At 47.8% G+C, this 24989-nt stretch carries 18 protein-coding genes; 11 read left to right on the top strand and 7 right to left on the bottom strand.

The features are described from left to right. Positions 1-77: 77 nt before the first annotated feature. The 3 genes from KUA46_RS16080 (at position 78) to KUA46_RS16070 (ending at position 2344) form a co-directional block, all read left to right on the top strand. A complete protein-coding gene (locus KUA46_RS16080; RefSeq protein WP_153082998.1) occupies positions 78-725 on the top strand; it encodes an SPOR domain-containing protein in 648 nt (215 codons plus the stop codon). Between the two features lie 113 nt (positions 726-838). Continuing rightward, the gene (gene folE / locus KUA46_RS16075) at positions 839-1432 is read left to right on the top strand and encodes a GTP cyclohydrolase I FolE (RefSeq protein WP_117727317.1); all 594 of its coding nucleotides are present in this window, start codon (positions 839-841) and stop codon (positions 1430-1432) included. A 159-nt stretch (positions 1433-1591) separates the two neighbouring features. Further along, positions 1592-2344: an exodeoxyribonuclease III gene (locus tag KUA46_RS16070; RefSeq protein ID WP_218486697.1), complete on the top strand. Its 753-nt coding sequence runs from the start codon at positions 1592-1594 to the stop codon at positions 2342-2344. A 217-nt stretch (positions 2345-2561) separates the two neighbouring features. On the opposite strand, the gene KUA46_RS16065 is transcribed toward KUA46_RS16070, so the two are convergent. Continuing rightward, positions 2562-3068, bottom strand: coding sequence for a toxin-antitoxin system YwqK family antitoxin (locus tag KUA46_RS16065; protein WP_022122080.1), 507 nt, complete (start codon positions 3066-3068; stop codon positions 2562-2564). 381 nt (positions 3069-3449) lie between these two features. Between KUA46_RS16065 and KUA46_RS16060 the strand changes: the two genes are divergently transcribed. From KUA46_RS16060 to KUA46_RS16030, 7 genes are all read left to right on the top strand, one after another. After that, the gene (locus KUA46_RS16060; protein ID WP_218486698.1) at positions 3450-4655 is read left to right on the top strand and encodes a zinc-dependent metalloproteinase lipoprotein; all 1206 of its coding nucleotides are present in this window, start codon (positions 3450-3452) and stop codon (positions 4653-4655) included. Positions 4656-4706: 51 nt separating this feature from the next. Continuing rightward, positions 4707-5951, top strand: coding sequence for a 3-phosphoshikimate 1-carboxyvinyltransferase (locus KUA46_RS16055; protein WP_006849052.1), 1245 nt, complete (start codon positions 4707-4709; stop codon positions 5949-5951). Positions 5952-5971: 20 nt separating this feature from the next. Beyond that, positions 5972-6355: a hypothetical protein gene (locus KUA46_RS16050; RefSeq protein ID WP_153093218.1), complete on the top strand. Its 384-nt coding sequence runs from the start codon at positions 5972-5974 to the stop codon at positions 6353-6355. 45 nt (positions 6356-6400) lie between these two features. Then, entirely contained in the window at positions 6401-7201 is an 801-nt protein-coding gene (locus KUA46_RS16045; protein ID WP_153138719.1) for a metal ABC transporter permease, read from the top strand. Positions 7202-7248: 47 nt separating this feature from the next. Further along, positions 7249-10398 carry a tetratricopeptide repeat protein gene (locus tag KUA46_RS16040; protein ID WP_218486699.1) on the top strand — a complete coding sequence of 1050 codons (3150 nt, stop codon included), beginning with the start codon at positions 7249-7251 and terminating at the stop codon, positions 10396-10398. 63 nt (positions 10399-10461) lie between these two features. Further along, positions 10462-10983, top strand: coding sequence for an RNA polymerase sigma-70 factor (locus tag KUA46_RS16035; protein ID WP_256624996.1), 522 nt, complete (start codon positions 10462-10464; stop codon positions 10981-10983). A gap of 52 nt (positions 10984-11035) precedes the next feature. Then, entirely contained in the window at positions 11036-11986 is a 951-nt protein-coding gene (locus tag KUA46_RS16030) for a FecR domain-containing protein (protein ID WP_153093215.1), read from the top strand. 172 nt (positions 11987-12158) lie between these two features. Here KUA46_RS16030 and KUA46_RS16025 read toward each other — a convergent pair whose 3' ends face one another. The 6 genes from KUA46_RS16025 to KUA46_RS16000 all read right to left on the bottom strand — a co-directional run bounded on the left by KUA46_RS16025 (position 12159) and on the right by KUA46_RS16000 (position 23221). Beyond that, positions 12159-14039: an MGH1-like glycoside hydrolase domain-containing protein gene (locus KUA46_RS16025; protein WP_218486701.1), complete on the bottom strand. Its 1881-nt coding sequence runs from the start codon at positions 14037-14039 to the stop codon at positions 12159-12161. Positions 14040-14044: 5 nt separating this feature from the next. Next, positions 14045-17200 (bottom strand): glycoside hydrolase family 2 TIM barrel-domain containing protein, encoded by a 3156-nt coding sequence (locus KUA46_RS16020; RefSeq protein WP_218486702.1) that lies wholly within the window; start codon positions 17198-17200, stop codon positions 14045-14047. A 33-nt stretch (positions 17201-17233) separates the two neighbouring features. Further along, positions 17234-17836, bottom strand: a complete 603-nt coding sequence (locus KUA46_RS16015; RefSeq protein ID WP_006847844.1) for a lysine exporter LysO family protein — start codon at positions 17834-17836, stop codon at positions 17234-17236. Beyond that, the gene (locus KUA46_RS16010; RefSeq protein ID WP_022122090.1) at positions 17833-18144 is read right to left on the bottom strand and encodes a LysO family transporter; all 312 of its coding nucleotides are present in this window, start codon (positions 18142-18144) and stop codon (positions 17833-17835) included. The genes KUA46_RS16015 and KUA46_RS16010 overlap by 4 nt, the downstream gene beginning before the upstream one ends. 145 nt (positions 18145-18289) lie before the next feature. Beyond that, positions 18290-19822 (bottom strand): RagB/SusD family nutrient uptake outer membrane protein, encoded by a 1533-nt coding sequence (locus KUA46_RS16005; protein ID WP_022122091.1) that lies wholly within the window; start codon positions 19820-19822, stop codon positions 18290-18292. Positions 19823-19846: 24 nt separating this feature from the next. Continuing rightward, a complete protein-coding gene (locus tag KUA46_RS16000; RefSeq protein ID WP_256624997.1) occupies positions 19847-23221 on the bottom strand; it encodes a SusC/RagA family TonB-linked outer membrane protein in 3375 nt (1124 codons plus the stop codon). 192 nt (positions 23222-23413) lie between these two features. Here KUA46_RS16000 and KUA46_RS15995 point away from each other — a divergent pair, with 192 nt between their 5' ends. Beyond that, on the top strand, positions 23414-24967 hold the full coding sequence (locus KUA46_RS15995) for a bifunctional response regulator/alkaline phosphatase family protein (protein ID WP_022122094.1): 1554 nt from the start codon (positions 23414-23416) through the stop codon (positions 24965-24967). Positions 24968-24989: the final 22 nt, after the last annotated feature.

Genomic DNA, 24989 nt, shown 5'->3' with positions numbered 1-24989 from the left:
TTACACCTTATTATATATAGAGATCCAAGAATAAGGTGCTGTTTTAAAACAAGACGACAAACATAAAAGGAATAGTCATGAAACAATTCGTCACATTATTGATTATGATCCTCTGCTCAACATTCACAGCTAATGCGCAGAACTACCTGGACCATCTCAAAAAGAAGGAACCGGGAAAGGGTGTTGTAACCGTGAACCAAAGTAAAGCGATTGATGAACTGGTAAACGGCAAACAAGTGATTCCACAAGACGACAAGACTAAGACTACCCCACAGAAAAAAGAAAAAGAGCCTGAAGCTCAGCACAAACAGGGGCCTGATTCCCTGAAGAAGACTGAGCCACAGCATCATGAGGCAAACCGAGAGAATGCCCACGTGAACAATGCCCAAAAGGCAGAGAACAAAAAAGAAGAAACAGAGACACCTGTAGTGGATATGCGCAAGAAAGTGATGCGCAAGAGCTATAAGGTTACAGGATATAGAGTACAGGCTTTCGCTGGCGGCAATTCGCGTAACGACCGCCTGAAAGCAGAACAGACTGGCAATCAGCTGAAAGTTCATTTTCCTGAGCAGCCGGTTTATGTTCATTTCTACTCTCCAAGATGGATTTGCCGAATGGGCAACTTCCGCAGTTTAGCTGAAGCCCAGAAGATGCTTGCCAAGGTTCGTTCCCTGGGATACAGACAGGCATGCCTTGTAAAGGGACAGATTACGGTACAGTACTAGTTAATAGTTTATAGTTGATAGTTAACAGTTTACAGCATTGATGCCGTAGGCCTAACTATAAACTATTAATTGTAAATTATTAACTATTAATTAAGAATTATAAATTAAATAAGATGAATCCAGAAACAGAATTTCGCGAGGGATTGGACGAACTCGCAGAACACTATACAGAAGTATTAAAGCTCTTGGGAGAAGACCCTGAACGTGAAGGACTTGTAAAAACACCGATGCGAGTAGCCAAGGCTATGCAGATACTGACTCGTGGCTATACACAGGATGCACACAAGGTATTGACCGATGCCCTCTTCGAAGAGAAATACAACCAGATGGTCATCGTGAAAGATATTGATTTCTTCTCGATGTGCGAGCACCACATGCTTCCTTTCTATGGCAAGGTGCATGTTGCCTATATCCCGAACGGCAAGATTACCGGTCTGAGCAAGATAGCCCGTGTGGTAGATATCTACAGCCATCGTCTCCAGGTACAGGAGCGTCTTACCCAGCAGATTAAAGACTGCATTCAGGAAACATTGAATCCGCAGGGCGTGATGGTAGTGATAGAAGCCAAGCACATGTGCATGCAGATGCGAGGTGTAGAGAAACAGAATTCCATAACCACCACCAGCGACTACAGCGGAGTCTTCAATTCACTGAACACCCGCCAGGAGTTTATGAGTCTGCTGAGAGGAGAAACGAAGAGAATCTAATTTTTTAATGTTGAATGTTGAATGTTGAATGTTGAATGTTGAATTAGGCATACGCCATATCAACTCATCATTCATCATTCAACATTCAACATTCAACATTCAACACTACTCCCCATTCAACACTCCTCCCCCATTCAACATTCAACATTATTACAAAAAATGAAGTTTATATCCTGGAATGTAAATGGCCTGCGCGCTTGCGTAGGCAAGGACTTCGAGAACCAGTTTAAGGAACTCGATGCCGACTTCTTCTGCCTGCAGGAAACAAAGATGCAGGAGGGACAGCTCGACCTTCAGTTTGAGGGCTACGAGAGTTATTGGAACTACGCTGAGAAAAAAGGATACTCTGGTACAGCCATTTATACCAAGCACAAGCCATTAAACGTAAGTTATGGCATGGGCGTAGAGGAACATGATCATGAAGGCAGAATCATCACGCTGGAATATGACCAGTTCTATCTCGTTACCTGCTACACCCCAAATTCGCAGACAGAGCTCAAGCGTCTGGATTATCGCATGACTTGGGAAGACGATTTCCGCAAGTTTCTGAAATCTCTTGACGCCAAGAAACCAGTCGTCATCTGCGGCGATCTGAATGTAGCACACGAAGAGATAGATATCAAGAATCCGAAGACCAACCGTCGAAATGCCGGTTTCACCGATGAGGAGCGCGAAAAGATGACCGTTCTTCTGAATGATGGCTTTACCGACAGTTTCCGTTATCTCCACCCTGATGAGGTAACCTATTCGTGGTGGTCATACCGGTTCAAGGCGCGCGAAAAGAATGCCGGTTGGCGTATAGACTACTTCCTAGTATCCGACCGTATCAAGGAACAGATTACAGAAGCTAAAATCCATACTGAAATCATGGGCAGCGACCATTGTCCGGTAGAAGTAGATTTAGCATTCTAATCCAACATTAATAAGAATAATCAGAAGAGGGTGAATCATAAGTTTATGATTCACCCTCTTCTTGTTGTTGGTAAATATAGGTCATAAAAAAAGGGGATGCACCTTCCTCACGGAAGCCATCCCCATATTGGTCATATCAACATAAAATTTTAATTTATATAAGAGAGATTTTCTTCTAATTCAATGAAGTAACAAAACTATAGTTGCTTATTTCTGATTACATGAACTGCTTCAACTCAGAGAGATTTCTCTTCTCAGAAGAACCGTCCTTGTAAGTTACCATGAAGTAATCGTGAACAGACTTGCCATTCTTGAACTGAACGACAGCTACACCGCCTTCACGGAGCTGGAGTGTGAAGTAGCCTTCGCGCTTACCATTGACATAGTTGCCATGCCACTTCTCCTTACCATTCTTATAATAGGTAGTAACCTCACCATTAAAGATAGTATTGCGATCGTTGCCGAGGTCGATAAAGCTATAACCACCTTCAGCACGGAGATTACCGTTCATATAGAAGTCCTGAAAAACGTCCTTCTTGTTAAGGCCTGAACCAGTAGTCATCAGCAGTCTGTAATAACTAGCCTGATCTGCACTGGTTACATTGCTCATATTTTCTGCATAGAAAATAGTGTCAGCTACAACTGTTGCATTCTCTACGTGCTTACGACCGAAAGCTGCTATGGTCATCAAAGCCATCAATGAGAATAATATCATTCGTTTCATATCGTTTATTTTTAGGATGTTATTGTAATTGTCTTTGTTTCTTTTTCTGGTGCAAAGATACAACGATTTCCGAAAAATTCATAATTCCTTAACGCTATTTTATCTTATTTTTTGAGCAAGTAATACTTTTTGATTTTGAACGCGCACAAGCTTACAATTTGCAATTTCATAGCCTAAAATTTAGCATATTGCACGAAGACATACCTTACAAAACGCTGTTTTCATGGTATCAAGTTTACAAAATGTTACTGAATTGACATACATCAAGAAGATGAAAGCACAAGTTTTTTGGCATTTTGAGAAACTTTTTCAGGATATTTCTCGCCTATCTTCTTTTATTTTTGTATTTTTGCACGAAAATATATAATATAAGGTACGCGCATGAGAAAAATTCTTTATTTCATGATCGCCCTCACCGTCCTCAGCTTTGCATCATGCAAGGATACCGAAGGCTCTATCGGCGACCCTATCATATCCCACGGACAAGACCGTGACACAGATATCATTACAGGCGATGATTATGTCTATCATCTGCCTGTCATCTTCCATGTCTTCTACAGTAACACCACGCAATACATCGAATATACCCGCCTCAAGGAGATTCTCTCCAATGTGAACGAACTTTACCAGGGCGATATATACAACTATCAGATGGATACCATCCCGAGCGAGAACCTGCATATCCAGTTCGAACTGGCTGAGAAGAATGAGAGCGGCAAGAGACTCAGTACACCAGGTGTGGAATATATCAAGGTTCCAGAATCGGAGTTCGACTGCGAGAGCTTCATGAAGGACAAAAAGAATGCTAAGTACTGCTGGGACCAGAACAACTACATCAATGTGATGGTATATGCCTTCAAGAAGACCGATGAAAACAGCACCACGCTGGGCATCAGTCATCTGCCTTATCAGGTAGGCGGCTATCCGCAGATAGATGGTTTGGGCGATGGCAAGAATTATCCGCTGAGTAAGCTAGGGAAACCTTATTGCGTTTCGCTTAACTCAATCTATGTGGGAAGGGAGTATGAAGGGACCCGGTATACTACAGATAAGAATCATAAAGGATATACCTACAATACAGCCGACCCGAATGCTACGCTGGCCCACGAACTGGGTCATTATCTGGGTCTCTTCCACTGCTTCTCGGAAAAGACTACAAAAGAAAGTTCAGAGGCTGCCGATGATGATGACGACTCAGACCATTGCGATGATACACCGAGCTACAACCGAATAGCATACGGCAAATGGCTGACAGAATATGTCAGTAAAGCACAAGCCATCAAGAAGGATACCACGCTCAGCATGCGAGAGCTTGCCAAACGCACCAACAGCAAGAATGAGGAATGGCAGTCAGACAATCTGATGGACTACAGCATCTGTTACAGCATGCGATTCACCCCAGAACAGGCAAACCGCATCCGTCAGGTTCTGTATTACTCGCCCCTGATACCGGGTCCGAAGAAGGTTCGTCCGAGAACCCGTGCATGGGATGAGATGCCGGAAACAGAAGATGACCTCCCAATCCGATATGCCAAGGAAAAGGCTGTCAGCATCAAGGACATCCGGATACTGAAGGCTGAGAAATAGCAAAATCAGAAAAAAGAGTATTAAAAGAAAAAAAACAGAAACAAGAAGAAAATGAAATATACAATCAAGGCTCCACGCCAACTCAATGCAAGTATCAACTTGCCAGCTTCCAAGAGTATCAGCAACCGTGCATTGGTAATCAATGCCATGGCGGGATGCAAGTTGCAGCCCCGCAACCTGAGCGATTGCGATGATACAGAAGTCATCATTGCGGCACTGCGCGATATGCCTGATGTCATCAACATCAAGGCTGCCGGTACTGCCATGCGCTTTATGACCGCCTATCTTTCTGCTACACCGGGCGAGCATACCATTACAGGTACAGAGCGCATGCAGAACCGCCCTATTGCTATCCTGGTAGATGCTCTGCGCTACCTCGGAGCTGATATACAGTATGAAAAGAAAGAGGGCTATCCTCCACTCCACATCGTTGGTAAGCCATTGGAAGGCGGACATCTCGAAGTGGTGGGAAACATCAGTTCGCAGTATATCTCGGCACTGCTGATGATTGGTCCTATCCTGAAAAACGGTCTGGAACTGAAACTGACGGGCGAGATAGCATCACGTCCTTACATCGACCTCACACTGTGGACGATGCAGAACTTTGGAGCCAGCGCAGAATGGACCGATGTGGATACCATCACCGTAAAGCCACAACCTTACAGCTGCGTAGCCGACTACACCATCGAGAATGACTGGAGCGCTTCTTCTTACTGGTATGAAATGATGGCACTGAACGGAAACCCTGATTCTGAGGTAAGACTCGAAGGTCTGTTCGACAGTTCCAAACAGGGCGATTCTGTCGTGAAATACATCTTCAGTCTGCTGGGCGTGAAATCGGAATTTGAGAACCGTGATGTTCTTTCTCCTGTCAAGTTGAAAGTCCAGCGCTGTCTCTTGCCTCGTTTCGACTACGATTTCAGCGGTTCTCCAGACCTAGCACAGACCATCGTTGTAGCCTGCTGTGCCCTGGGCGTAAAGTTTAAGTTCACCGGCCTTGCCAGTCTCAAGATCAAGGAGACCGACCGCATCGAGGCTTTGAAGAAGGAGCTGAAGAAGGTGGGTTACGTGATTTATGACGAGAACGATAACACGCTGATTTGGGATGGCGAGACCTGCGAGCCTAGTTTCGAGCCTATCGACACCTACGAGGATCATCGCATGGCACTTGCCTTCGCCCCTCTTGCCTTCAAGTTCCCTCAGATTGAAATCAACAATCCTGAGGTAGTGAGCAAATCCTATCCTCATTATTGGGAAGACCTGAAGAAAGTTGGGTTTGAGATAGTTGAAAGTTAATAGTTGATAGTTAACAGTTTATGCTATATTTAGTTTTGGCCCTGGTGGTCCTAGGCTTGATAAGCGCCATTTTCGGCATCATTTCTCATCGCAAGGGAGAGGATGAAGAACCGCTGCAGGAAGGAGTATCGTGCAATACCTGCAACGGAGAGAACTCCAAATGCGAACAGGAATGCATGATGGAAGCCGCCACCAAGGAAATAGAATACTACGATGACGAGGAACTCGACCGGTTTGCAGGAAGAGCTGCCGACGACTATACCGATGATGAGGTAGAGGAATTCTCGGAAGTGCTCTATACGATGCAACCGGAAGAGGTGGCGGGATGGAACCGAAGTCTGATACTGAGAGGCATCAACCTGCCTAACCAGATAAAGGACGAAGTCATCAGTTTTTTAAGTTAAACATGCAATGCGCAAAGTTCAAAGTTTTAAGTTCAAAGTAAAGACATGGATATACTGCAATATACATTTTTTCAGAACGCACTGATTGGCGCCCTACTGGCAAGCATTCTGTGCGGCTTTGTAGGCACCTACATCGTCACCCGCCGGCTGGTTTTCATCAGCGGTGGCATTACGCATGCCTCTTTTGGCGGCATCGGTATCGGCGTATTTGCAGGCATCAACCCCATACTCTCTGCCATGGTATTCGCCATCTTGAGTGCCTTCGGCGTGCAATGGGTATCACGGAAGAAAGATGTGCGCAAAGACTCTGCCATCGCCATGTTCTGGACCCTTGGCATGAGCGTGGGCATCATCTGCTGCTTCCTTACTCCGGGATTCATGCCCGACCTGCCCTCTTTCCTCTTCGGAAGTATACTTGCCATCGACAGCACAGACCTCTGGCTTCTGGCAGGTCTTACCCTGTTTGTAGCAATACTGTTCACCTTTCTGCTGCGTCCTATCCAGACCATCGCATTCGACAGCACCTTTGCCAAATCGCAACATCTGCCGGTTGCAGCGATAGAATATATGATGATGACGCTCATCGCCATGACCATCGTGGCAACCATCAAGATGGTGGGCATCGTACTTGCCATCAGTCTGCTCACCATACCACAGATGACTGCCAACCTCTTCACCTACAGCTACAAGCGCATGATAGGAGCCAGCATCGTGATAGGCTGCATCGACTGCATCGTAGGCCTCTATGCCAGTTATCTACTCAATGTGCCATCAGGTGCAACCATCATCTTCGTCAGCATCATCCTGTTTGCAGCAGCAAAGATACTGGCAGCCAGAAAGCACTAAGGCTTTCACACGCCCTGAAAGAAAAATTTTAAATAAAGAAGAAACTTATGTTGAAGCATTTCCCATTCAGAAACTTCTTGCCAGCTATGGTTATCCTTGCCTTCGCAATGACCATAGCAGGATGCTCTACGCAGAAGAATACGGCGAAGAGCAGATGGTGGCATGCCTTCAACGCCCGATACAACACCTATTATAATGGTACCGTAGCCTATATAGAAGGCTCGCTCGAAAAGGAAAATGGGAATAAGGACAATTACTCTGAAATGATTCCTTATTATACGGTTGGCAACAAGAACAGCCGCGAACTGGGCAAGTCGAACTACGACCGCGCCATCGAGAAATGCGAGAAAGCCATTCACCAGCATAGCATCAAGCGCCGCCCGGTATGGGACAAGAAACGCCGCAAGACAGCCAAAGACCTGGAATGGCTGCATCGCCGTGAATATAATCCGTTTCTCTGGAAGGCATGGATGCTGATGGGCCGTTCCCAGTTTTTTGAAGGCGATTTCCAGTCGGCAGCAGCCACATTCGCCTATATGAGCCGTCTCTACGCTACCCAACCCGGCATTTACGGCAAGGCACGTGCCTGGCTCGCCAAGAGTTATCTCGAATCGGGATGGATATACGATGCCGAAGATGTAATCCGTAATATCGAGCGCGATTCCATCCACTGGCGTGCCCAGAAGGAATGGGACAAGACCTATGCCCTCTACTATCTGAAGACCGGACGCTATCAGGAAGCCGTTCCGTATCTCCGCAAAGCCATCGGCTATGAGATGCGACGCAAGCAGAAAGCCCGCCACTGGTATCTGATGGGACAGGTAGAAGCACAACAGGGACATGCCCAGAATGCCTACCGTGCCTTCAAGCATGTCATCCGTCTCAATCCGCCTTACGAACTGGAGTTCAATGCCCGCATCTCCATGACCGAGGTACTGGCAACCAACAACTCCCGGAAGATGGTATCCAAATTGAAGCGAATGGCAGCGAGCGACAAGAATCAGGAATATCTCGACCAGGTTTATTATGCCATCGGCAACATACATCTCAATCAGGGCGATACCCTTCAGGCTATTGCTGCATACGAAAAAGGTGCTGCGAAATCAAGCCGAAACGGAGTAGAGAAAGGTGTATTGCTGCTGCATCTGGGCAATGTATACTGGCAATGCCACCGTTATGGCGATGCCAAGCGATGCTATGATGCAGCCATCGGACTCCTAGACCAGGACCGCAAAGACTACAAACAGCTCTCCGACCGTTCGAAGGTACTTGATGAACTGGTACCTTATACCGACGCCATCCATCTGCAGGACTCCCTGCAATCACTCGCCCACATGAGCGAAACAGAACGGAACGTCGCCATTGACAAGGTGATAGATGCCCTGAAAAAACAGGAAAAGGAAGAAAAGAGAAGACTTGCCGACCAGGAACTGGCAGAACAGCAGGGCAACTCTGACTTCGGAAGAAGCAACGGCAATAATAACAGCAGAAATAACAGGAATCAGAGAAACAGCAATGCCTCTTCCGGCTTCGGAAACGGAGCCATGGGCAACGGCGGTTTCGGCAACACCAATACCTGGTATTTCTACTCCCAATCTGCCGTAGCCCAAGGCAAACTGCAGTTTGAGCGTCTCTGGGGTAAAAGAAAGAACATAGACAACTGGCAGCGGAGCAACCAGACCGTAGTAGCCGATGCCAAAGGTGTAGAAGAAATGACTGATGAACAGCGCGATTCACTCCTCAACGAGGCACAGAAGAAAGACCTTGAGAAGGAGAAAGAGAAGAATCTGAGTGCAGAAGAAGATCCGCATCAGCGTGCCTACTATCTCGCTCAGATTCCGCTCACCGAAGAGAAGATGGCAGAAAGCAATCAGATTCTGGACGACGGACTGCTGCATGCCGGCATCATTCTGAAAGACAAACTCAATGATCTGGACGAAAGCGAACGCATGCTGCAGCGACTGGTGAAGAAGAACGCAGCATACGAACATCTCGATGATGCCTACTATCACCTCTACCTGCTCTACAACATCAGGAAACAGCCAGCCATCGCCAGCCGCTATCTCGACCTGTTGAAAGCGAATTATCCGGAGAGCCAATGGACCGCCCTGCTCACCTCTCCTTATTATGAGGAAGATGCGAAGATGGGCATTCATCTCGAAGATTCGCTCTATGCTGCCACCTACGACGCCTTCAAGGCTAACCTATATAATAAGGTGGTACACAACAGAGCTATCTCTGACAAGCGCTATCCTGAAGGAGCCAACCGCGACAAGTTCCTCTTTATCGGCGGACTCACCCAGCTCCACGAGGGTAATATCCAGGCCTGTCTCGATGATATGCAGCAGGTGGTAGAGAAATATCCGAACAGTCGACTCAGCGAAATGGCGGGAATGATTCTCAACGGAGTGAAAGCCGGCAGACAGCTCAAGGGCGGCACATTCGACCTGAGCAATGTATGGTCGCGCCGCAACGCCGTACTCAATGATGATGTCAAATCCAAAGCAAAGGTATTCAGCATTGAGCGCAACGAGCCGTTCGTCTTCATGCTCGCCTACGTTCCTGATTCTGTAAACGAGAACCAGTTGCTCTTCGAGATGGCGAAATATAATTTCACCTCCTATCTCGTTCGCAATTTCGACCTCGTCATTGACGAGCAGAATGGTCTGCACCGCATGCAGGTAAAGGGCTTCCGCAATTACGACGAAGCACGCCAGTATGCCAACGACATCTACCAGCATCAGGCCATCACCCAGCTCCTCTCAAAGGGAGCCCGAGGCATCGTTATCAGCGAACCAAACCTTCTGCTGCTGGGCACCAGTCTGAGCTACGATGACTATACCCTCTTCTATACCCAGCATCTGGCACCGCTGAAAATCAGCAAGGCCCCACTGCTTGAAGAACCGGAGGAAATCATCCAGCAGGAAAAGACGGATGATACAGAAGAAAATGAAGAAGAAACCGGAACTGCCGAAAGCGGAACAACAGGTGAAATAGAAACCGGAACTACCGGAACATTCGATAATGGTACAACCGGAACTTTCAGTAACGGAACTACCGGAACTCTCAGCAACGGAACTACCGGAACCCAGGGAACCGATGCGGATATAAAGGAAGAAAAAGCGCCAAAGACAACTTTCGACAACGACGACAGTCTGGATTTGGACAGCGAAGAATATGATTTAGATGGATTTTAGTGAATAGTTATCATGTTTAAAAAGACAGAAACAGAACTTATCCTTCAACTCAAAAAAGGATCTATGAAGGCATTCGATGAAATCTACGCGCTATATGCCCGCAGACTCTTTGCCTTTTGCCTGAAATATACCAAGTCGAAGGAGAATGCCGAAGAGATCATGGAAGATACCTTCGTGTGGCTCTGGAAAAACCGAAGCACGCTAGAAGAGGCAGACAGCGTAAAGCCGCTGCTCTTCCTCAGAGCCAAGCATTACCTCATCAACGCCTACAGGAAGGTCATCAATTCGCCCGTATACGAAGACTACATGGACTATCTTGACCATCACAACAGCACCACTGCAGACAGTCAGTTGGAGTATGATGATTTCGTCAGACAGCTCAACCAGATGCTTGCCAAGCTGCCCAAGACGCAGCAGGAAATCATCCGACTCTCCAAGTTGGAGATGCTCAACAATCAGGAGATTGCCGAGAAACTCAACTATAGTGAACAGACCGTTAAGAACCAGTTGTCGATGGGTTTGAAACAGCTCCGACAGCTTATCAGCAACCGCACCAACCTGATGTGGCTCTTGTTTTTAGTATAATTTAACGGTACATTCTCTACCGAACCGTGTATAATCTAAAAAAGATTGTTTTATGTTAGACGACATCAAGAATAGTACAGACTTAGCTAATCTGAAGGAACGGATCAACAACTGTTCTGATGAAGAATTAGCAGCAGCCATGGAAGAGGAATGGCTGCACGGCATCATCCCGGATAGCGGTATTTCTGACGAAGATTTGGCACGTATCAAGACCGAAATTCATGAACAGATAGGAACCCGTAAGCAATTCACCCTGAAGCGCGTCCTCAAGTGGACCCAGATAGCGGCAGCTATTGCCCTGCCTATCTGCATGGTGATTATGGGAATGATGTATAAGGAAAACAAGCAATATGCCGCGATTCCGCTGACAGAAATCACTACCCAGGAAGGCGAACAGGTGAGCATCACCCTGCCCGACAAGAGTGTGGTAGCGCTCAATTCGCTCTCCAGCATCAAGTATGCACCACAGGATTTCTGCAAGGACAATCGTGAGATTGAATTTGAAGGCGAAGCTCACTACAAGGTAGCCAAAGACGCCAGACATCCGTTCATCATCCACATGCAGGGAATGGAAATCAAGGTATTGGGCACTGAGTTTAACGTCATCAACCGAAAGAAAGAACAGACAGCAGAAGTTGCGCTACTCAACGGTAGCGTGATGCTCACTTCCCTTGCCAACGGCAGCACCTATACGATGAAGCCAAACGAAATCGTAGTGGTGAACAAACTGACAGGAAGGATGGATGTACGCGAAGTATCGCATATCGAGGATGCCTGTGCATGGCAGAAGAAGCAGCTGGTATTCCGCGATGCATCGCTGGGCAAAGTCATCAGAAGTCTGGAGAAGAATTACGGGGTTGAGATTGCTGTGAAAATGGATACCATCGAACCTTTCACAGGAACCTTGCCGAACAACAACCTTACCGAGGCGCTGCAGATTGTCTCTGAAGCCTATCAGGTAAAGTTCAGCAAGACACCAGCCGGAAAGTATGTTTTGAGATAATATACACCACACGCTTTCCAAGCGTATGGAATTTGCTTGTTACAGTTCAATCATTTAGGGTAAAAAATAAGCCTTTGAGCTATCATTTCCGATACGCTCAAAGGCTTTTTTATTTAGGTCTTAAGATGTGCCAAACCCCTTTGGCATGACGTTTAACACATGAGATTATCGTTTATTTTCCATAATCATTGTACATCATGATCAGGCAAGCGGCACTCCAGCTGAAGTGAGAAGCCTGCATAGGCTTGCCGGTATGCGTGTCATAATTCTCATAAATTGGGGTACCTGCCGAAATACCCTGCAAGTTGCGGAACACCTGGTCGGTATAGGCATCTGCCTTCTTCTTCTCACCATAATTGCGATAGCCCTTAATGCCATAATAGGTCTGGTCGAGCCAGATAGGACCGCGCCAGTAACCCTGCGGATTGTACTTCGGATTATCGGCAGCTATCGTCGGGAATGGGATGAAGGTAGAGAACTTCTTCTTATTGTCGAGCAACTTTCTTGCCTTGGCAAACTGCTTAGGCGTTGCTATGTTCGCCCAGAAAGGAATATAGCCCTCACAACCTGCTTCACGTACAAAACTTCTGTCGCCATCCAAACGGCGGTCGTAGAAGAAGCCATCTTTCTGGTCAAAGAAATAATCGGCAACCAGTCCACGATAGTCAGGCAAGTCGAAAGGCTCGCCCAGCAATCCGGCAAACTTCTTGAGCAAGGTATACTCCAGCGAGAGATAAGCATTCAGGTCAACACTCTCCTGGTCTGTACTCCATGCATCCTTGCCGTTCTGCAACATCTTGGTGCCGTCGAAACGGATGGCATTATCCATACCGCTCTCCCAGGCAGCTGCCTCCAGGGTTCCATCCACCGAACCGAACTCACAGATATGGTTCTTGTCATGATCCCTCTTCTCATACCACCACTTATGATATTTCAGAAGCTTCGGATACATCTCCTTTACGAAAGCCAGATCCTGGGTATGCTCGTAAATCTCGTTCACCGCCCAGGCTGCCAGAGGAGGCTTACTGTCGCGGTAGTTGTTCTCTGAAGCATCCGGATAGATGCAGTCGATAATCATGCCGTCTGGCTGCTGGTAGTCGAACATCACGCGGATGTTATCCTTCGCCAACTCTGGGAAGAAGGAAGCCATACCGGCAGAGAAACGCCAGCAATCCCATGCCCAGCAACCTACGAAATAGCCAACAGCATGACTAGGCACGATACCGTCATGATACAGGGCACCTCGCTTGGCACGCCAGTTGGAAAGCAGGGTGACGATGGATTTCGCAGCCACCCGGTTGTATTCTGCTGGCATATCATCACGTATCACCTTCTTCAGATAACCGTTCCAGCGCTTCTCGTTTTCATCGAGTGCAACCTTCGGATTGGCAAGCAGACTGGCTGTATGCACATGCTGAACCGAAGCCTCGGTATCCTGCTCTACTAGCGAAATGGCGATGGTGAGCTGCTCTACACCTCTTGGCACAGTAGCCAGATAGTTGTGGTCGGTATCAGTCACCTTAACCTCCTGAGGGAAGTCGATGATGACGCGTTCACCGTAGAAGTCTCCGATGGTAACACGGTTCTTGTAACGTGATACATTGGCACGGGTACTGATGCTGTCGGCAGTAAACGTGAACGGAACCTTGGACGGATTGGTAACTGTAAGCAACGCCGTACGGGCATCTACAAACTGCAGACTCTCATAGAAATCGGCACCATCCTTCTTCAGACTCATCCTGATTTCACCCGGATAATAGCTCTGTTCCTGCACGGTACCATCAATGAGAGATACCAGCGAACGGGCATACCAGTTGCGGTAATAGATACTGAAAGGTCCGCAGAAGCCTGCGGTAGGTTTCTCCTTCTCTGAGAGGGTGAACCCCATCCATGAACCCATATCCGTGAAGCATCCGTTCTGACGGCGGGGAGCACCCGGAGTCAGCTGGATGTCAAGAATATCCTTATACTCCTGACGGGTGGTCTGTGCCATGCCGTCCATAGACAGCATGGCAAGCCCCATAGTCAGTATAGCTATAGACTTAGTCTTCATATCGTTTATTTTAAGTTCTTAATAGTAAAGCTATAGCTCCACTCCTTTGGTGTGATGGTATATTCCGGATGCACCATAGCGCCCCAGGTATTATCGCCACCAACACCCATCTGCAAATGGTCGATGTTCACCCATACCATGTCCTTCTTGTCTACACAGCCGCCATGACGGTGCTCGATGGTAGAAGGAACATAGAGGAGATCATCCTGAGGGAAGTTCCAGGCACTTACGCTCAATGGCTCAGCACCTTCCACCTTGATACCGGCTCCAGCCTTCGATGCGAGGGTGAACCAGCGTACATCACACTTGTTGGCAGTTTCCTGTGCTCTTACGTATGGATGATACTGCTCCCATACGCTGGCAGAATACTTACCGATGAGGTAACCACTCTTACGGTCGGCATAGTTCTCCTGCGGACCTCTACCCAACCAGGTCATCTGGTCGTAGTCGCCCTTCAGAATCATGCGCATACCGAGACGAGGCATCTCCGGCAGCGCCTTGTTGCCAGGCATGAAGTGCATGTTCACCTCTACATTTCCATTGGCAAGCATCTGATAGGTAATCTGCATCTGAGATTCCTGCTCAGGCATATCGAAGTCTGCGATGACGGTAGCCTTCTGGTTGTCTGTCTGGGTCTTGATGCCCTTCAGTACCATTTTCTTTCCAGCCTCACGCCAGGTAGCACAGCGCTCCTGAGTACCGTTAGCCACATCGTTGTCGGTGATACCGCGCCAGAAGTTTGGCTGCAAGCCTGCCAGCAGCATTTCCTTACCGTCATATTTCAGTGAGGTCATCTCGCCGGTCTTCTTAGAGAAGCTGATGCTGAAATCCTTGGTCTTTCCCTGGATGGTGATAGCCTCTGCTGTCTCGGTCTTCTCTATCTGTCCACTTACCTGTTCCTGAGCCTTTTCCAGTCTTACAGGCAGCTGCATCTGCCCGATGGCTACCTCGTGACCTGCAGGAACAGCTCCGGTAGCCTGCTTGCTGAAGGCGCGCAGGGTGAGGAAGTATTCCTTGTTGTCGGCAGCAGGAAGAGTGCCCATCGGAATCTCCATCTCCTTCGTCTGATGAGGCAGGAGGGTTGGGAAGTTCATCTTGCCGCTTCTGATGGTTTCGCCGTTGGCCTCTACTGCCCAGAAGAGTTGATAATTGTCAAGCGTGGTATAGTCGAACCGGTTGGTTACCTTGATGCGGTTCTGCATGAAGGCTACTGGCTCGAAGGCAATGTTCTGGTAAACCTTCTTCACCTCCCAGATATGTGGATGCAGAGAGCGGTCGGCTGCTACAAGTCCGTTGGCACAGAAGTTGGAATCGTTTACTACGCCTACGAATCCCATATCGCCACCATAAGCCCAGTATTTGTGCCCCTTGTCATCGGTCTTGGCGATGGTCTGGTCTACCCAGTCCCAGATGAAACCACCCTGCAACTGGTCGTATTTGTAAATCAGATCCCAGTAATCCTTGAGGTTACCCTCGCTGTTACCCATGGCATGGGCGTATTCGCAGAGAATCAGCGGACGCTCATCACGCTGATTGACATGGCGGCGCAAAGACCAGATGCGGGCATACATCGGACAGTAGATATCCGACTTGGCGTAGTAACCGCCGCCCTCATACTGTACCGGACGGGTTGGATCCATCGCCTTGCTCATATCATAGAGTTTCTCGAAACTCTTGCCATATCCGCTCTCGTTACCCATAGACCAGATGATGATGGCGGTATGGTTGCGGTCGCGCTTGATCATGCGGCACATGCGGTCGTGGAAAGCAGGATACCAGTCTTCTCTGTCTGCCAGCTGCTTATATTCTGTATCCAGAATACCATGACACTCGATGTTCGCCTCGCCTACCATGTAGAGACCATACTTATCGCAGAGCTGATACCACTCCGAATAGTTTGGATAGTGAGAGGTACGCACGGCATTGATGTTGAACTGCTTCATCATCTTCACATCCTTCACCATCTCACCGATGCTGAGGGTTCTGCCGTGTACGGCATTGTGCTCCTGTCGGTTCACACCCTTAATGGTGATGGCTACACCATTTACCAGAAGCTGTCCGTTCTTCATTTCGACGGTACGGAAGCCGAAAGGCTGTGCCACACTCTCCTCTACTCTGCCATTCCTGTCGGTAGTATTGATGACGAGGGTGTAGAGATAAGGGCTCTCGGCGCTCCAAGGCTGCACGTTCTTCAGCAGTTTTTCGAAATGAATCAAGGTATCAGCAGGTGAGGTGATGCTCTGGATTTGTTTGAAGAGAGATTTACCTGTTGCCGAAAGCACTTTCACCTCAACCTTCTGACCCTTTTGTGGATTGAGCATATTCACGTCGAGCGTGAAATTGCCATCCTTATATTGATTGATTAGTTTATTTCCCAATACGTAGTCGTTCATTCTGCTCTTAGGACGAGCCTGGATGAACACATTGCGCTCGATGCCGCTATACTTCCAGTAGTCCTGGCCTTCCAGGTAACTGCCGTCGCTGAAGCGGAACACCTTCATGGCAAGGCGGTTCTTGCCCTTCTTCAGGAACTTGGATATATTGAAGTGGGCAGGCAGACGGCTATCTTCACTATAACCCACCATCTTGCCGTTGATCCAGAGATAGAAGGCAGATTCTACGCCTTCGAAATCCATAATCACATCCATGCCCTTCCAGTTTTCAGGCACGGTAAATTCGTGTACATAATGTCCTACAGGGTTGTAATCCTGTGGCACGAAAGGAGGATTTGGCTTGAAAGGATAGGTTACATCGGTGTAGATGGGCGCATCGAAGCCCTGCAACTCCCAGCTGCCAGGCACATTGATGTTCTGCCAATCGTTTACATTATAGGATGTCTTGAAGAAATCGGTCAAGGCAAGACTCGGATTCTTCACCAGTTTGAATTTCCATACACCATCCAGCGAGCGGCGACGCTCATTCTGGGTGTTCAACTGGAAACGGCGGGCGTCGTCCATCTTCAACTGTGCCAAGGCTCCGTTCTCACTTGTAAAAGGCAAGTAATGAGCGGTCATCGGCATGCGGTTGATATGGGTTACGGTGGCGTCCTGCCAAGGGTCTGAAGCTGCTGGCTGCTTGCCATCCTGAGCCGCAAGGGCTACTGAGGTATGGGCACAGCAGAGGCTCAGACATATCATGAATGAACTGAAAATATGTCTCATACGGGTTTGGTTTAAAACTGCTTTTAGCTATTTCTACAAAGAACAGAAGAAGGTAACCAGGAAGGGTACAGAAAAGTCGACACAGAAGCCATGGAAGATGGAAACGATGATGAAACTCTCGCCCGAATAGCGGGTGATGATTGGCAACGTTGTATCCATGGTCGTAGCTCCACCTACACTGATAGGTGCCAGTTTGCCGAAGTATTTTGCCAGCAGCGGAGCACACAGCAGGGTGAGAATCTCGCGGAAGATGTTGGCAAGAAGGGCGATGGTTCCAAGTTCGGCGCCCCGGTATTCGGTGATGAAGATACTCGAAAGTGAGTAATATCCGAATCCTGAACCGATTGCCAGACAATCGGTAAGCTGGCGATGGCTCAAGATGAGAGATACGGCTGCACAACCTGCCAGCGTACCCAGAATGGTCATCACAGGGAGCATCATCAGACGGGGATTCACCTTCTTGAAACTCTTCAGCACAGAGGTATCGCAACCAATGCTGATACCTACGCAGAACATCAGGCAGCAGAGTGCACAATAGCTCACGTCGCTATCCAGAAGACCTGCCGGAATCACATCACACAAACCTACGATGATGCCCAGAACAAAGAAGCTTACGATAATCAAACTGCCTTTCATGCCTTGCCTCCTTTCCCGGTTTCAGCGTGAGCCGACGATTTAGCCTGCTTTGCTGTAACATACTTCCACAATGCCCAAGCAAAGAGTGCACTACCCAGACTGCCTCCCAAGGTCAGGGCTATCGCCTCAAGTCCCAGGGTCTGAAGACCGCTGATGATACGAGGGTTAGAACCTACCTCGATACCGAGCAGGAACAGGAGTACCCATATCAGCGCCGTGATGATACGGCCGATAAAACTCATTTTCTTGTTGCGGAGCAGATAGCCGGTACCTATTCCGCATAGCATAATCATTACTATCTTGAGCATTGTTTCTTGTTTTTCTTCTTTATTTTATTGTTCGTTTTTATGAATTACTTTACCGTAAAAAACGGATTCCCGGTCGTATTATTGCTTAATAGACCGAGAATCCTGATGATATTTATAAGTAATCTTCAATGGTTACTCGCCCCTATTACTTAGCCAGACTGTTTGAGTTCAACTCTGTCAGAGGAGTTGGGTAGAACAGCTTGCTCTTGTCGAAGCCTGTACGGCCGGCAGCAGTCAGCGCCTCAGCAGTCTTGCCCCAGCGGCGCAGGTCATACCAGCGCAAGTTCTCCAATGGGAACTCAATCATACGCTCGTGCTCAATCTGAGCCTGAACCTCAGCCTGTGTTGTACCGGTCATGGCTGGCATATTGCCGTGAACTCTTCTCACCTCATTGATCAGCGGAATAGCCTCTCCTGTACGTCCCAAATCATTGAGAGCCTCAGCCTTCATCAGAAGAACGTTGGCATAACGCATCAGAGGAATGTTCACATCGGTAGTTGACTGTGCCAGGGCTTCATAGGTTGCAGGCATGAACTTGCGGAAAGAAGGACGGTCATAAGCCTCTTCTACCTCCGGATTCCTCTTGACCCAAGCATCCCAGTCGTAACCATATACCTTTCCGGTTCCATCGTTAAAGTAAGGATCCTGGAAGAAGACTGAAGCATAAAGACGGGCATCATACAAGCCATTGTTCAGTTTACCTTCCTTCTTAAACTCGTTCATCAAGGTCTCTGAAGGGGTAATCTCATCCCATCCTTCAAACTCCTCTGTACCTATCCAGCGATGCAGCTGGGTAGCATAGTTGGCACCATTGGCACTACTCAGAGAGAACTGCACCTCGAAAAGACTCTCCTTACAGTTTTTGTTTGTACCATTAAACATGCTGGCATAATTGCTTTCCAGACTATATCCCTTTACATTATTGAATGCCTCTACAGCAGCATTCAGATATTCTGCTTTCTTATCAGCCTGCTCAGAAGCCATCGTAAGATAAGCATAGCCTAAGTAGGCATAAGCTGTGCCTGAGGTAACACGTCCCACTTCTTCATTGCTGCGAGAGTTACTCATCTCCGTACCGGCTTTCAGTTCATCTACGATAAACTGCCAAGTCTCAGGACGGTCAGAAAGAGCCTTATCCAACTGGCTGGTAGAAGTGATATATGTATCACGGATAATGATTTTCTCCCAGTTGAGCAAGAGTTGCATATGATAGAAGCCACGAAGGAAATGAGCCTCAGCCAGGAGCTGCTTTCTGTCTGCTGCAGCAAGCTGACCTTCACTCATGGTAGCCACCTTATCAATAATCTGGTTACAGAAACTGATTCCGCGATAGTAACTCTTCCAGTAGATAGAGAACTGAGAGTTTCCGTTGTTGTAGCTGAAGTTACGTAGCTGCACCCAGTTTGGATAGTTCTGTACATCCTTACCCAAATCTACGTCATCCTGACGATAAGCCTCCACTGGCCATTTCACCTCAGAGAAGTCCCATTGGTCTCCGGAATATTCTGCAAAATACAGTTGGGAATAAGCTGATGACATTGCCGACTCTACGTCTGCTTTATCACGCCAGTAAGAATCGGAAGTCAGTTTATCTGGCGAAGTCTGCGTCAAATAGTCATCACATGATGTGAGTGACAGAGCAAGGCAAATGCCTGCTATATATTTTAATGCTTTCATAAGATTTTCCTTTTTATGTTAATACTAGAATGATACCTGTGCACCTACTGTGTAAGAGCGAGAGAACGGATAGGTAAAGCGGTCGATACCACTATTCAATACGCCCATAGAGAATTCTGGGTTGGCACCAGAATAACCTGTAATGGTAAACACATTTTCTGCACTCACGTAGAAACGGATGCGGTCGCAATAAATCTTCTTAACCAGCGATGTTGGCAAGGTATAACCCAACTGCACCTGACGCAAGCGTACGAAATCTCCATTCTCCAGGAAGCGGGTTGACTCGCGAGTATTGTCGTTAGGGTCACCATAGATGGCACGTGGTACGCTGGTATTGGTATGGGTAGGAGTCCAGGCATCCAGAGTGCTGCTGAGGAAGTTGGAAGCTGAGTTCATTCCCTCATAGTAGTAGCGGATACCATTGTAAATCTTGTTGCCGAATGCACTACCGATGACTGCTGAGAAGTCGAAACCCTTGTAACTGGCGCTCAAGTTAAGGTTAGCCTCAACCTTAGCGATACCTGTACCAGAATAGGTCTTATCATCCTCGTCAATCACACCATCACCATTCATATCCTTGAAACGTACATCACCAGGCTGAGCATTTGGCTGAAGGAGTTTGCCATCCTTGTTTTTATAAGCATTTACCTCATCCATATTCTGGAAGATACCGTCTGCCTGATAGAGGTAGAAAGCACCGATTGGCTTGCCTACCTTGGTCTGGGTAGGGAAGTGCTCTGAGCCATACTTCAAACCCATACCGTAAATGGTCTGATCTTCATTAGCAAGAGAAACCACCTTATTAGATACCGTACTGAGGTTGAAGCCTACATTATACTCGAAATCACGTACCTTGTCGTTCCAGTTCAACTCCAGCTCAAAACCCTGGTTGCGCATCTTACCTACGTTCAGCGTTGGGTTGGCAAGACCGGCAGATGGAGCCAGCTTACGGGTAATCAGCAGGTCGCGTGTCTCGTTGATATAATAGTTTACATTACCACTCAGATGGTTATTGAAGAAGCCGAAATCGAAACCGATGTTCTTGGTATCAGTAGTTTCCCATTTCAAAGAGCGGTTTTCCAATCCACGGGCAATACTGCCTGGCCATGCAGAAGAGCCAGAACCCTGAACATAACCCTGATAGAGGTCATTGTATGTAGAAATGAGCGCCAGGAAATCATAGTAGCCCAAAGCATTCTCGTTACCGAGTTGTCCCCAGCTGGCACGGAACTTCAAGTTGCTGATTACGGTATTCTTAGGGAAGAAAGGCTCCTCGCTGATTCTCCAACCTACAGCAACAGATGGGAAGAAACCCCAACGGCTATCTGCACCGAACTTAGAAGATCCATCCTCACGGAAGGTGAACTGGAAGAGATAGCGGTCGTTGAAATTATAGTTCAAACGGCCGAAGAAAGAAGCACGGTTATACTTCCAGCAGGAACCGTCACCACTGAAGGTACCACCTGCTCCGGCACCGATGGTAGCAAAGCTGGAATCCAGAAATCCTGCAGCCTTCTCACTCTGCTGCAGCTGTCCGTTTTCTACCTTATAGACGATGGTCTTACCTTCTACGCCTACCGAACTCCAGTTATACTTGCGGCTGGTGAGCGAAGTACCGAGCATGGCATTGATGCTGTGCTTCTTGATTTCCTTGTTGAAGGAGAGCACATTCTCGAACACCTGCTCTTCCCAGTAGGCACGGGTCTCACTGCTATTCGGATAATTGTTAGGACTCTTAGTATCTGCTATATAATCAGGTGCATGATAAGAATCTATCTCATGCTCACCACGATAACCATAGCTGGTCTTGAAGTTGAGCCAAGGGAAGAACTTGAAGGTTAATGCTACATTGGCAGAAGTATGATACTTCTTATCTACTTCGTTCTTATAGTAGTTATCTGCAACAACGTTACGGTTGTTTGGCAGACCATCAAAGTTAGTCAAACCGAAACCATACTTCTCATTCTCATTATAAATAGGTACGAGAGGAGAAATCATATAAGTTTCCTTGAGAGAATACTGAGGCTGACGGCTGTTGGTATATTTGAAATCCATATTGGCATCCAGATCTATGATGCCCTTGGTTGCATGGAGTTTCATACGTGCGATATCATGACGATGCTCGTTGCCGATAAAGATACCCTTCTCGTCGGCATGGTTGTAAGATACAGAATACTGTGCCTTATCACCACCTCCGCGGAGGCTGACCATATAGTTCTGTGCCAATCCGTTGCGCTGGATAGCATCCTGCCAATCGGTATTCACACCAGTTTCATGGGTAATATAGGCAGGTAAGCCGGCACCAGGATATTCACCATACTGGGTCTTATAGTTCTCATACATCATCTTATGTACAGCCTTATAGCCATCAGCATCAAGCATATCGAGGTCCTTAGCAACGTGAGTGAAGCTCAAATAGGTACTGAAATCCACCTTTACATCGCCCTTCTTACCGTTCTTGGTTGTAATCAGAACCACACCGTTGGCAGCTACAGAACCGTAGATGGCAGCGGCAGCACCATCCTTCAGAATCTCCATAGACTCGATGTCCTGAGGGTTTATGCTGTTGATATCGCCTGGGAAACCGTCCACGATATAAAGAGGTTCGTTATCACCGAATGTCTTGATACCACGAATCTTGATGCTCACACCGGCACCGGCGTTACCACCACTTTTCAGGATGTTCACACCGGCTACCTTACCCTGCAAAGCCTCTGCTGGGTTGGTAGTGGTGCGCTTAGCCATCTCCTTGGTATCTACAGAAGAGAGGGCACCGGTCATATCGCTGCGCTTCATGGTACCGTAACCTACTACAACCACTTCGCTCAGCGCCTGTGTGTCCTCGCTCATGGCGATGTTCATGTTTTCTGAAGCCTTCACCTCGCGGTCTACGAAACCGAGATAAGAAACCTTCACCTTAGCGCCCTTGGCTGCATTGATGGTGAATCGGCCGTCAATATCGGTTACTGCGAGTTCATCGGTACCAACAACAGAAACAGTAGCACCAATGACTGGCTCACCGTTGTCGTCCTTCACTACACCCTGCATCTTGCGCTTGTTGTTCTGCTGAGGAGCGGCAACCTTTGCATGCTTCTCAGAAACAACGATAGAATTCTGCGAAACCACAGAGTATTTCAAGTTGCGTCCTTTCAAGGCTGCATCAAGTACAGCTGTTACAGGAACGCCACTCTTCCTGATGGTGATATCCTTGCGATGGTCAATGATATCACTCTTGTAAGAAAACCTGTAAGATGTCTGGTTTTCGATTGTACTGAACACCTGCTTCAAGGAGGCATTCACAACATTGACTGTTACTTTCTGCTGCGCCGATACTCCCAAGAGAGGAAGGCACGTCAGGATGAAGATCATCAAACTTTTCAAGTAATTGCGTCTGATCATAATGCTTACGTTTAGTTATACAAATAAGTTTCAAATAACCTATGTTTTCAGGTTTTGTCACAAGGTAATACAAACGTTTTCATAAAAAGTACCAAAGAATCTTCATCATTAACTCTCTTTAACACGAAGTCGTGTTCCTCATTCCATTTTTCTTTGTACTTTAGCACCCCGAAAAGAAAAAGGATATAAAATATGAGCAACGGTTTATTACTTTGGATAGACGACGAGATAGAACTTCTCAAGGCACACATCATCTTTCTGGAAAAGAAAGGATACGAGGTGCAGACGGTAAGCAACGGCCCTGATGCCATTGAACTTTGCCGCCAGCAGACCTTCGACCTCATCCTGCTCGATGAGATGATGCCGGGACTCAGCGGACTGGAAACCCTGCTACGCATCAAGGACATCCAGCCTGCCACACCGGTAGTGATGTGCACCAAGAGCGAAGAAGAAAACATCATGGACCAGGCAATCGGTTCAAAGATAGCCGACTATCTGATCAAACCCGTAAATCCGAACCAGATTCTGCTCTCGCTCAAGAAGAACATCCACCGCAAAGACATCGTGGCGGAGGTGACGCAGAGCGGATACCAGCAGGACTACCAGCAGATAGCCATGCAGATGATGGAATGCAGAACGGCGGAAGACTGGATGGAGATTTACAGGCGACTGGTAAGCTGGGAACTGAAGCTGAGCGATACGGCAAGTCCGATGGCAGAGATGCTGGGCATGCAGAAGGAAGAGGCTAACCAGGGTTTCGCCAAATACATAGCCAAGAACTATCTCGACTGGGTGAGTCCCGACAACAGAGACCGCCATCTGATGAGTCCCGACATCTTCAAGCGCAAGATATTCCCGCTGCTCGATGAGGGCAAGAAGGTGTTCCTGATTGTGATAGATAACTTCCGCTATGACCAGTGGCGCATGCTGGCTGAAGACATCGGCGACCTGTTCGACATCGATGAGCAGCTCTACATGAGCATCCTTCCTACCGCCACGCAATATGCGCGCAACGCCATCTTTAGCGGTCTGATGCCGAACAAGATAGCCGAAATGTTCCCTGACCTCTGGGTAGATGAGGACGAGGAGGAAGGCAAGAACCTCAACGAGGCGCCGCTGATACAGACCCAGATAGAGCGATTCAGAAAGCACTATACCTTCAGTTATCACAAGGTGAACGATTCGCAGGGTGCCGACCGCTTCCTGGAGCATTACAACGAATGCCGGAACAACGACCTGAACGTGCTGGTGATTAACTTCATCGACATGCTCTCTCACGCGCGTACCGAATCTAAGATGGTGCGCGAGCTTGCCAACAACGAGAGTGCCTACCGCAGCATCACGCAGAGCTGGCTCCGCCATTCGGTTCTCTCCGAACTCTTCAAGCTCCTTTCGCAGAGCGATTACCAGGTAGTGCTCACCACCGACCACGGCAGCATCAGGGCATCGAAACCAATCAAGATTGTAGGCGACCGCAATACGAACACCAACCTGCGCTACAAGCTGGGCAAGAATCTGGCTTACCAGAGCAAGGAAGTTTTCACCATCAAGGAGCCTCAGCGTGCCCAGTTGCCGGCACCTAACCTGAGTACCTCGTATGTATTTGCCACGGGCGACAGTTTCTTCGCCTATCCGAATAATTACAACTATTATGTGCAATACTACAAGGATACCTTCCAGCACGGCGGCATCTCGATGGAGGAAATGCTCATACCGCTCATCACACTGACACCGAGAAAAAGGTGAGAATAGATAGAACTTCCGCAAG

This window comes from Segatella copri (genome assembly GCF_019249765.2).
GTDB lineage: Bacteria > Bacteroidota > Bacteroidia > Bacteroidales > Bacteroidaceae > Prevotella > Prevotella copri_K.
Note: the sequence above shows the minus strand (reverse complement) of the source record. Positions and strands in the feature narration are given on the sequence as shown.

Excerpts from the sequence above, each read along its gene's own strand:
- KUA46_RS16080 (WP_153082998.1), top strand. The coding sequence starts at position 78 with ATGAAACAATTCGTCACATTATTGATTATGATCCTCTGCTCAACATTC.
- folE (WP_117727317.1), top strand. The coding sequence starts at position 839 with ATGAATCCAGAAACAGAATTTCGCGAGGGATTGGACGAACTCGCAGAA.
- KUA46_RS16070 (WP_218486697.1), top strand. The coding sequence starts at position 1,592 with ATGAAGTTTATATCCTGGAATGTAAATGGCCTGCGCGCTTGCGTAGGC.
- KUA46_RS16065 (WP_022122080.1), bottom strand. The coding sequence starts at position 3,068 with ATGAAACGAATGATATTATTCTCATTGATGGCTTTGATGACCATAGCA.
- KUA46_RS16060 (WP_218486698.1), top strand. The coding sequence starts at position 3,450 with ATGAGAAAAATTCTTTATTTCATGATCGCCCTCACCGTCCTCAGCTTT.
- KUA46_RS16055 (WP_006849052.1), top strand. The coding sequence starts at position 4,707 with ATGAAATATACAATCAAGGCTCCACGCCAACTCAATGCAAGTATCAAC.
- KUA46_RS16050 (WP_153093218.1), top strand. The coding sequence starts at position 5,972 with ATGCTATATTTAGTTTTGGCCCTGGTGGTCCTAGGCTTGATAAGCGCC.
- KUA46_RS16045 (WP_153138719.1), top strand. The coding sequence starts at position 6,401 with ATGGATATACTGCAATATACATTTTTTCAGAACGCACTGATTGGCGCC.
- KUA46_RS16040 (WP_218486699.1), top strand. The coding sequence starts at position 7,249 with ATGTTGAAGCATTTCCCATTCAGAAACTTCTTGCCAGCTATGGTTATC.
- KUA46_RS16035 (WP_256624996.1), top strand. The coding sequence starts at position 10,462 with ATGAAGGCATTCGATGAAATCTACGCGCTATATGCCCGCAGACTCTTT.
- KUA46_RS16030 (WP_153093215.1), top strand. The coding sequence starts at position 11,036 with ATGTTAGACGACATCAAGAATAGTACAGACTTAGCTAATCTGAAGGAA.
- KUA46_RS16025 (WP_218486701.1), bottom strand. The coding sequence starts at position 14,039 with ATGAAGACTAAGTCTATAGCTATACTGACTATGGGGCTTGCCATGCTG.
- KUA46_RS16020 (WP_218486702.1), bottom strand. The coding sequence starts at position 17,200 with ATGAGACATATTTTCAGTTCATTCATGATATGTCTGAGCCTCTGCTGT.
- KUA46_RS16015 (WP_006847844.1), bottom strand. The coding sequence starts at position 17,836 with ATGAAAGGCAGTTTGATTATCGTAAGCTTCTTTGTTCTGGGCATCATC.
- KUA46_RS16010 (WP_022122090.1), bottom strand. The coding sequence starts at position 18,144 with ATGCTCAAGATAGTAATGATTATGCTATGCGGAATAGGTACCGGCTAT.
- KUA46_RS16005 (WP_022122091.1), bottom strand. The coding sequence starts at position 19,822 with ATGAAAGCATTAAAATATATAGCAGGCATTTGCCTTGCTCTGTCACTC.
- KUA46_RS16000 (WP_256624997.1), bottom strand. The coding sequence starts at position 23,221 with ATGATCAGACGCAATTACTTGAAAAGTTTGATGATCTTCATCCTGACG.
- KUA46_RS15995 (WP_022122094.1), top strand. The coding sequence starts at position 23,414 with ATGAGCAACGGTTTATTACTTTGGATAGACGACGAGATAGAACTTCTC.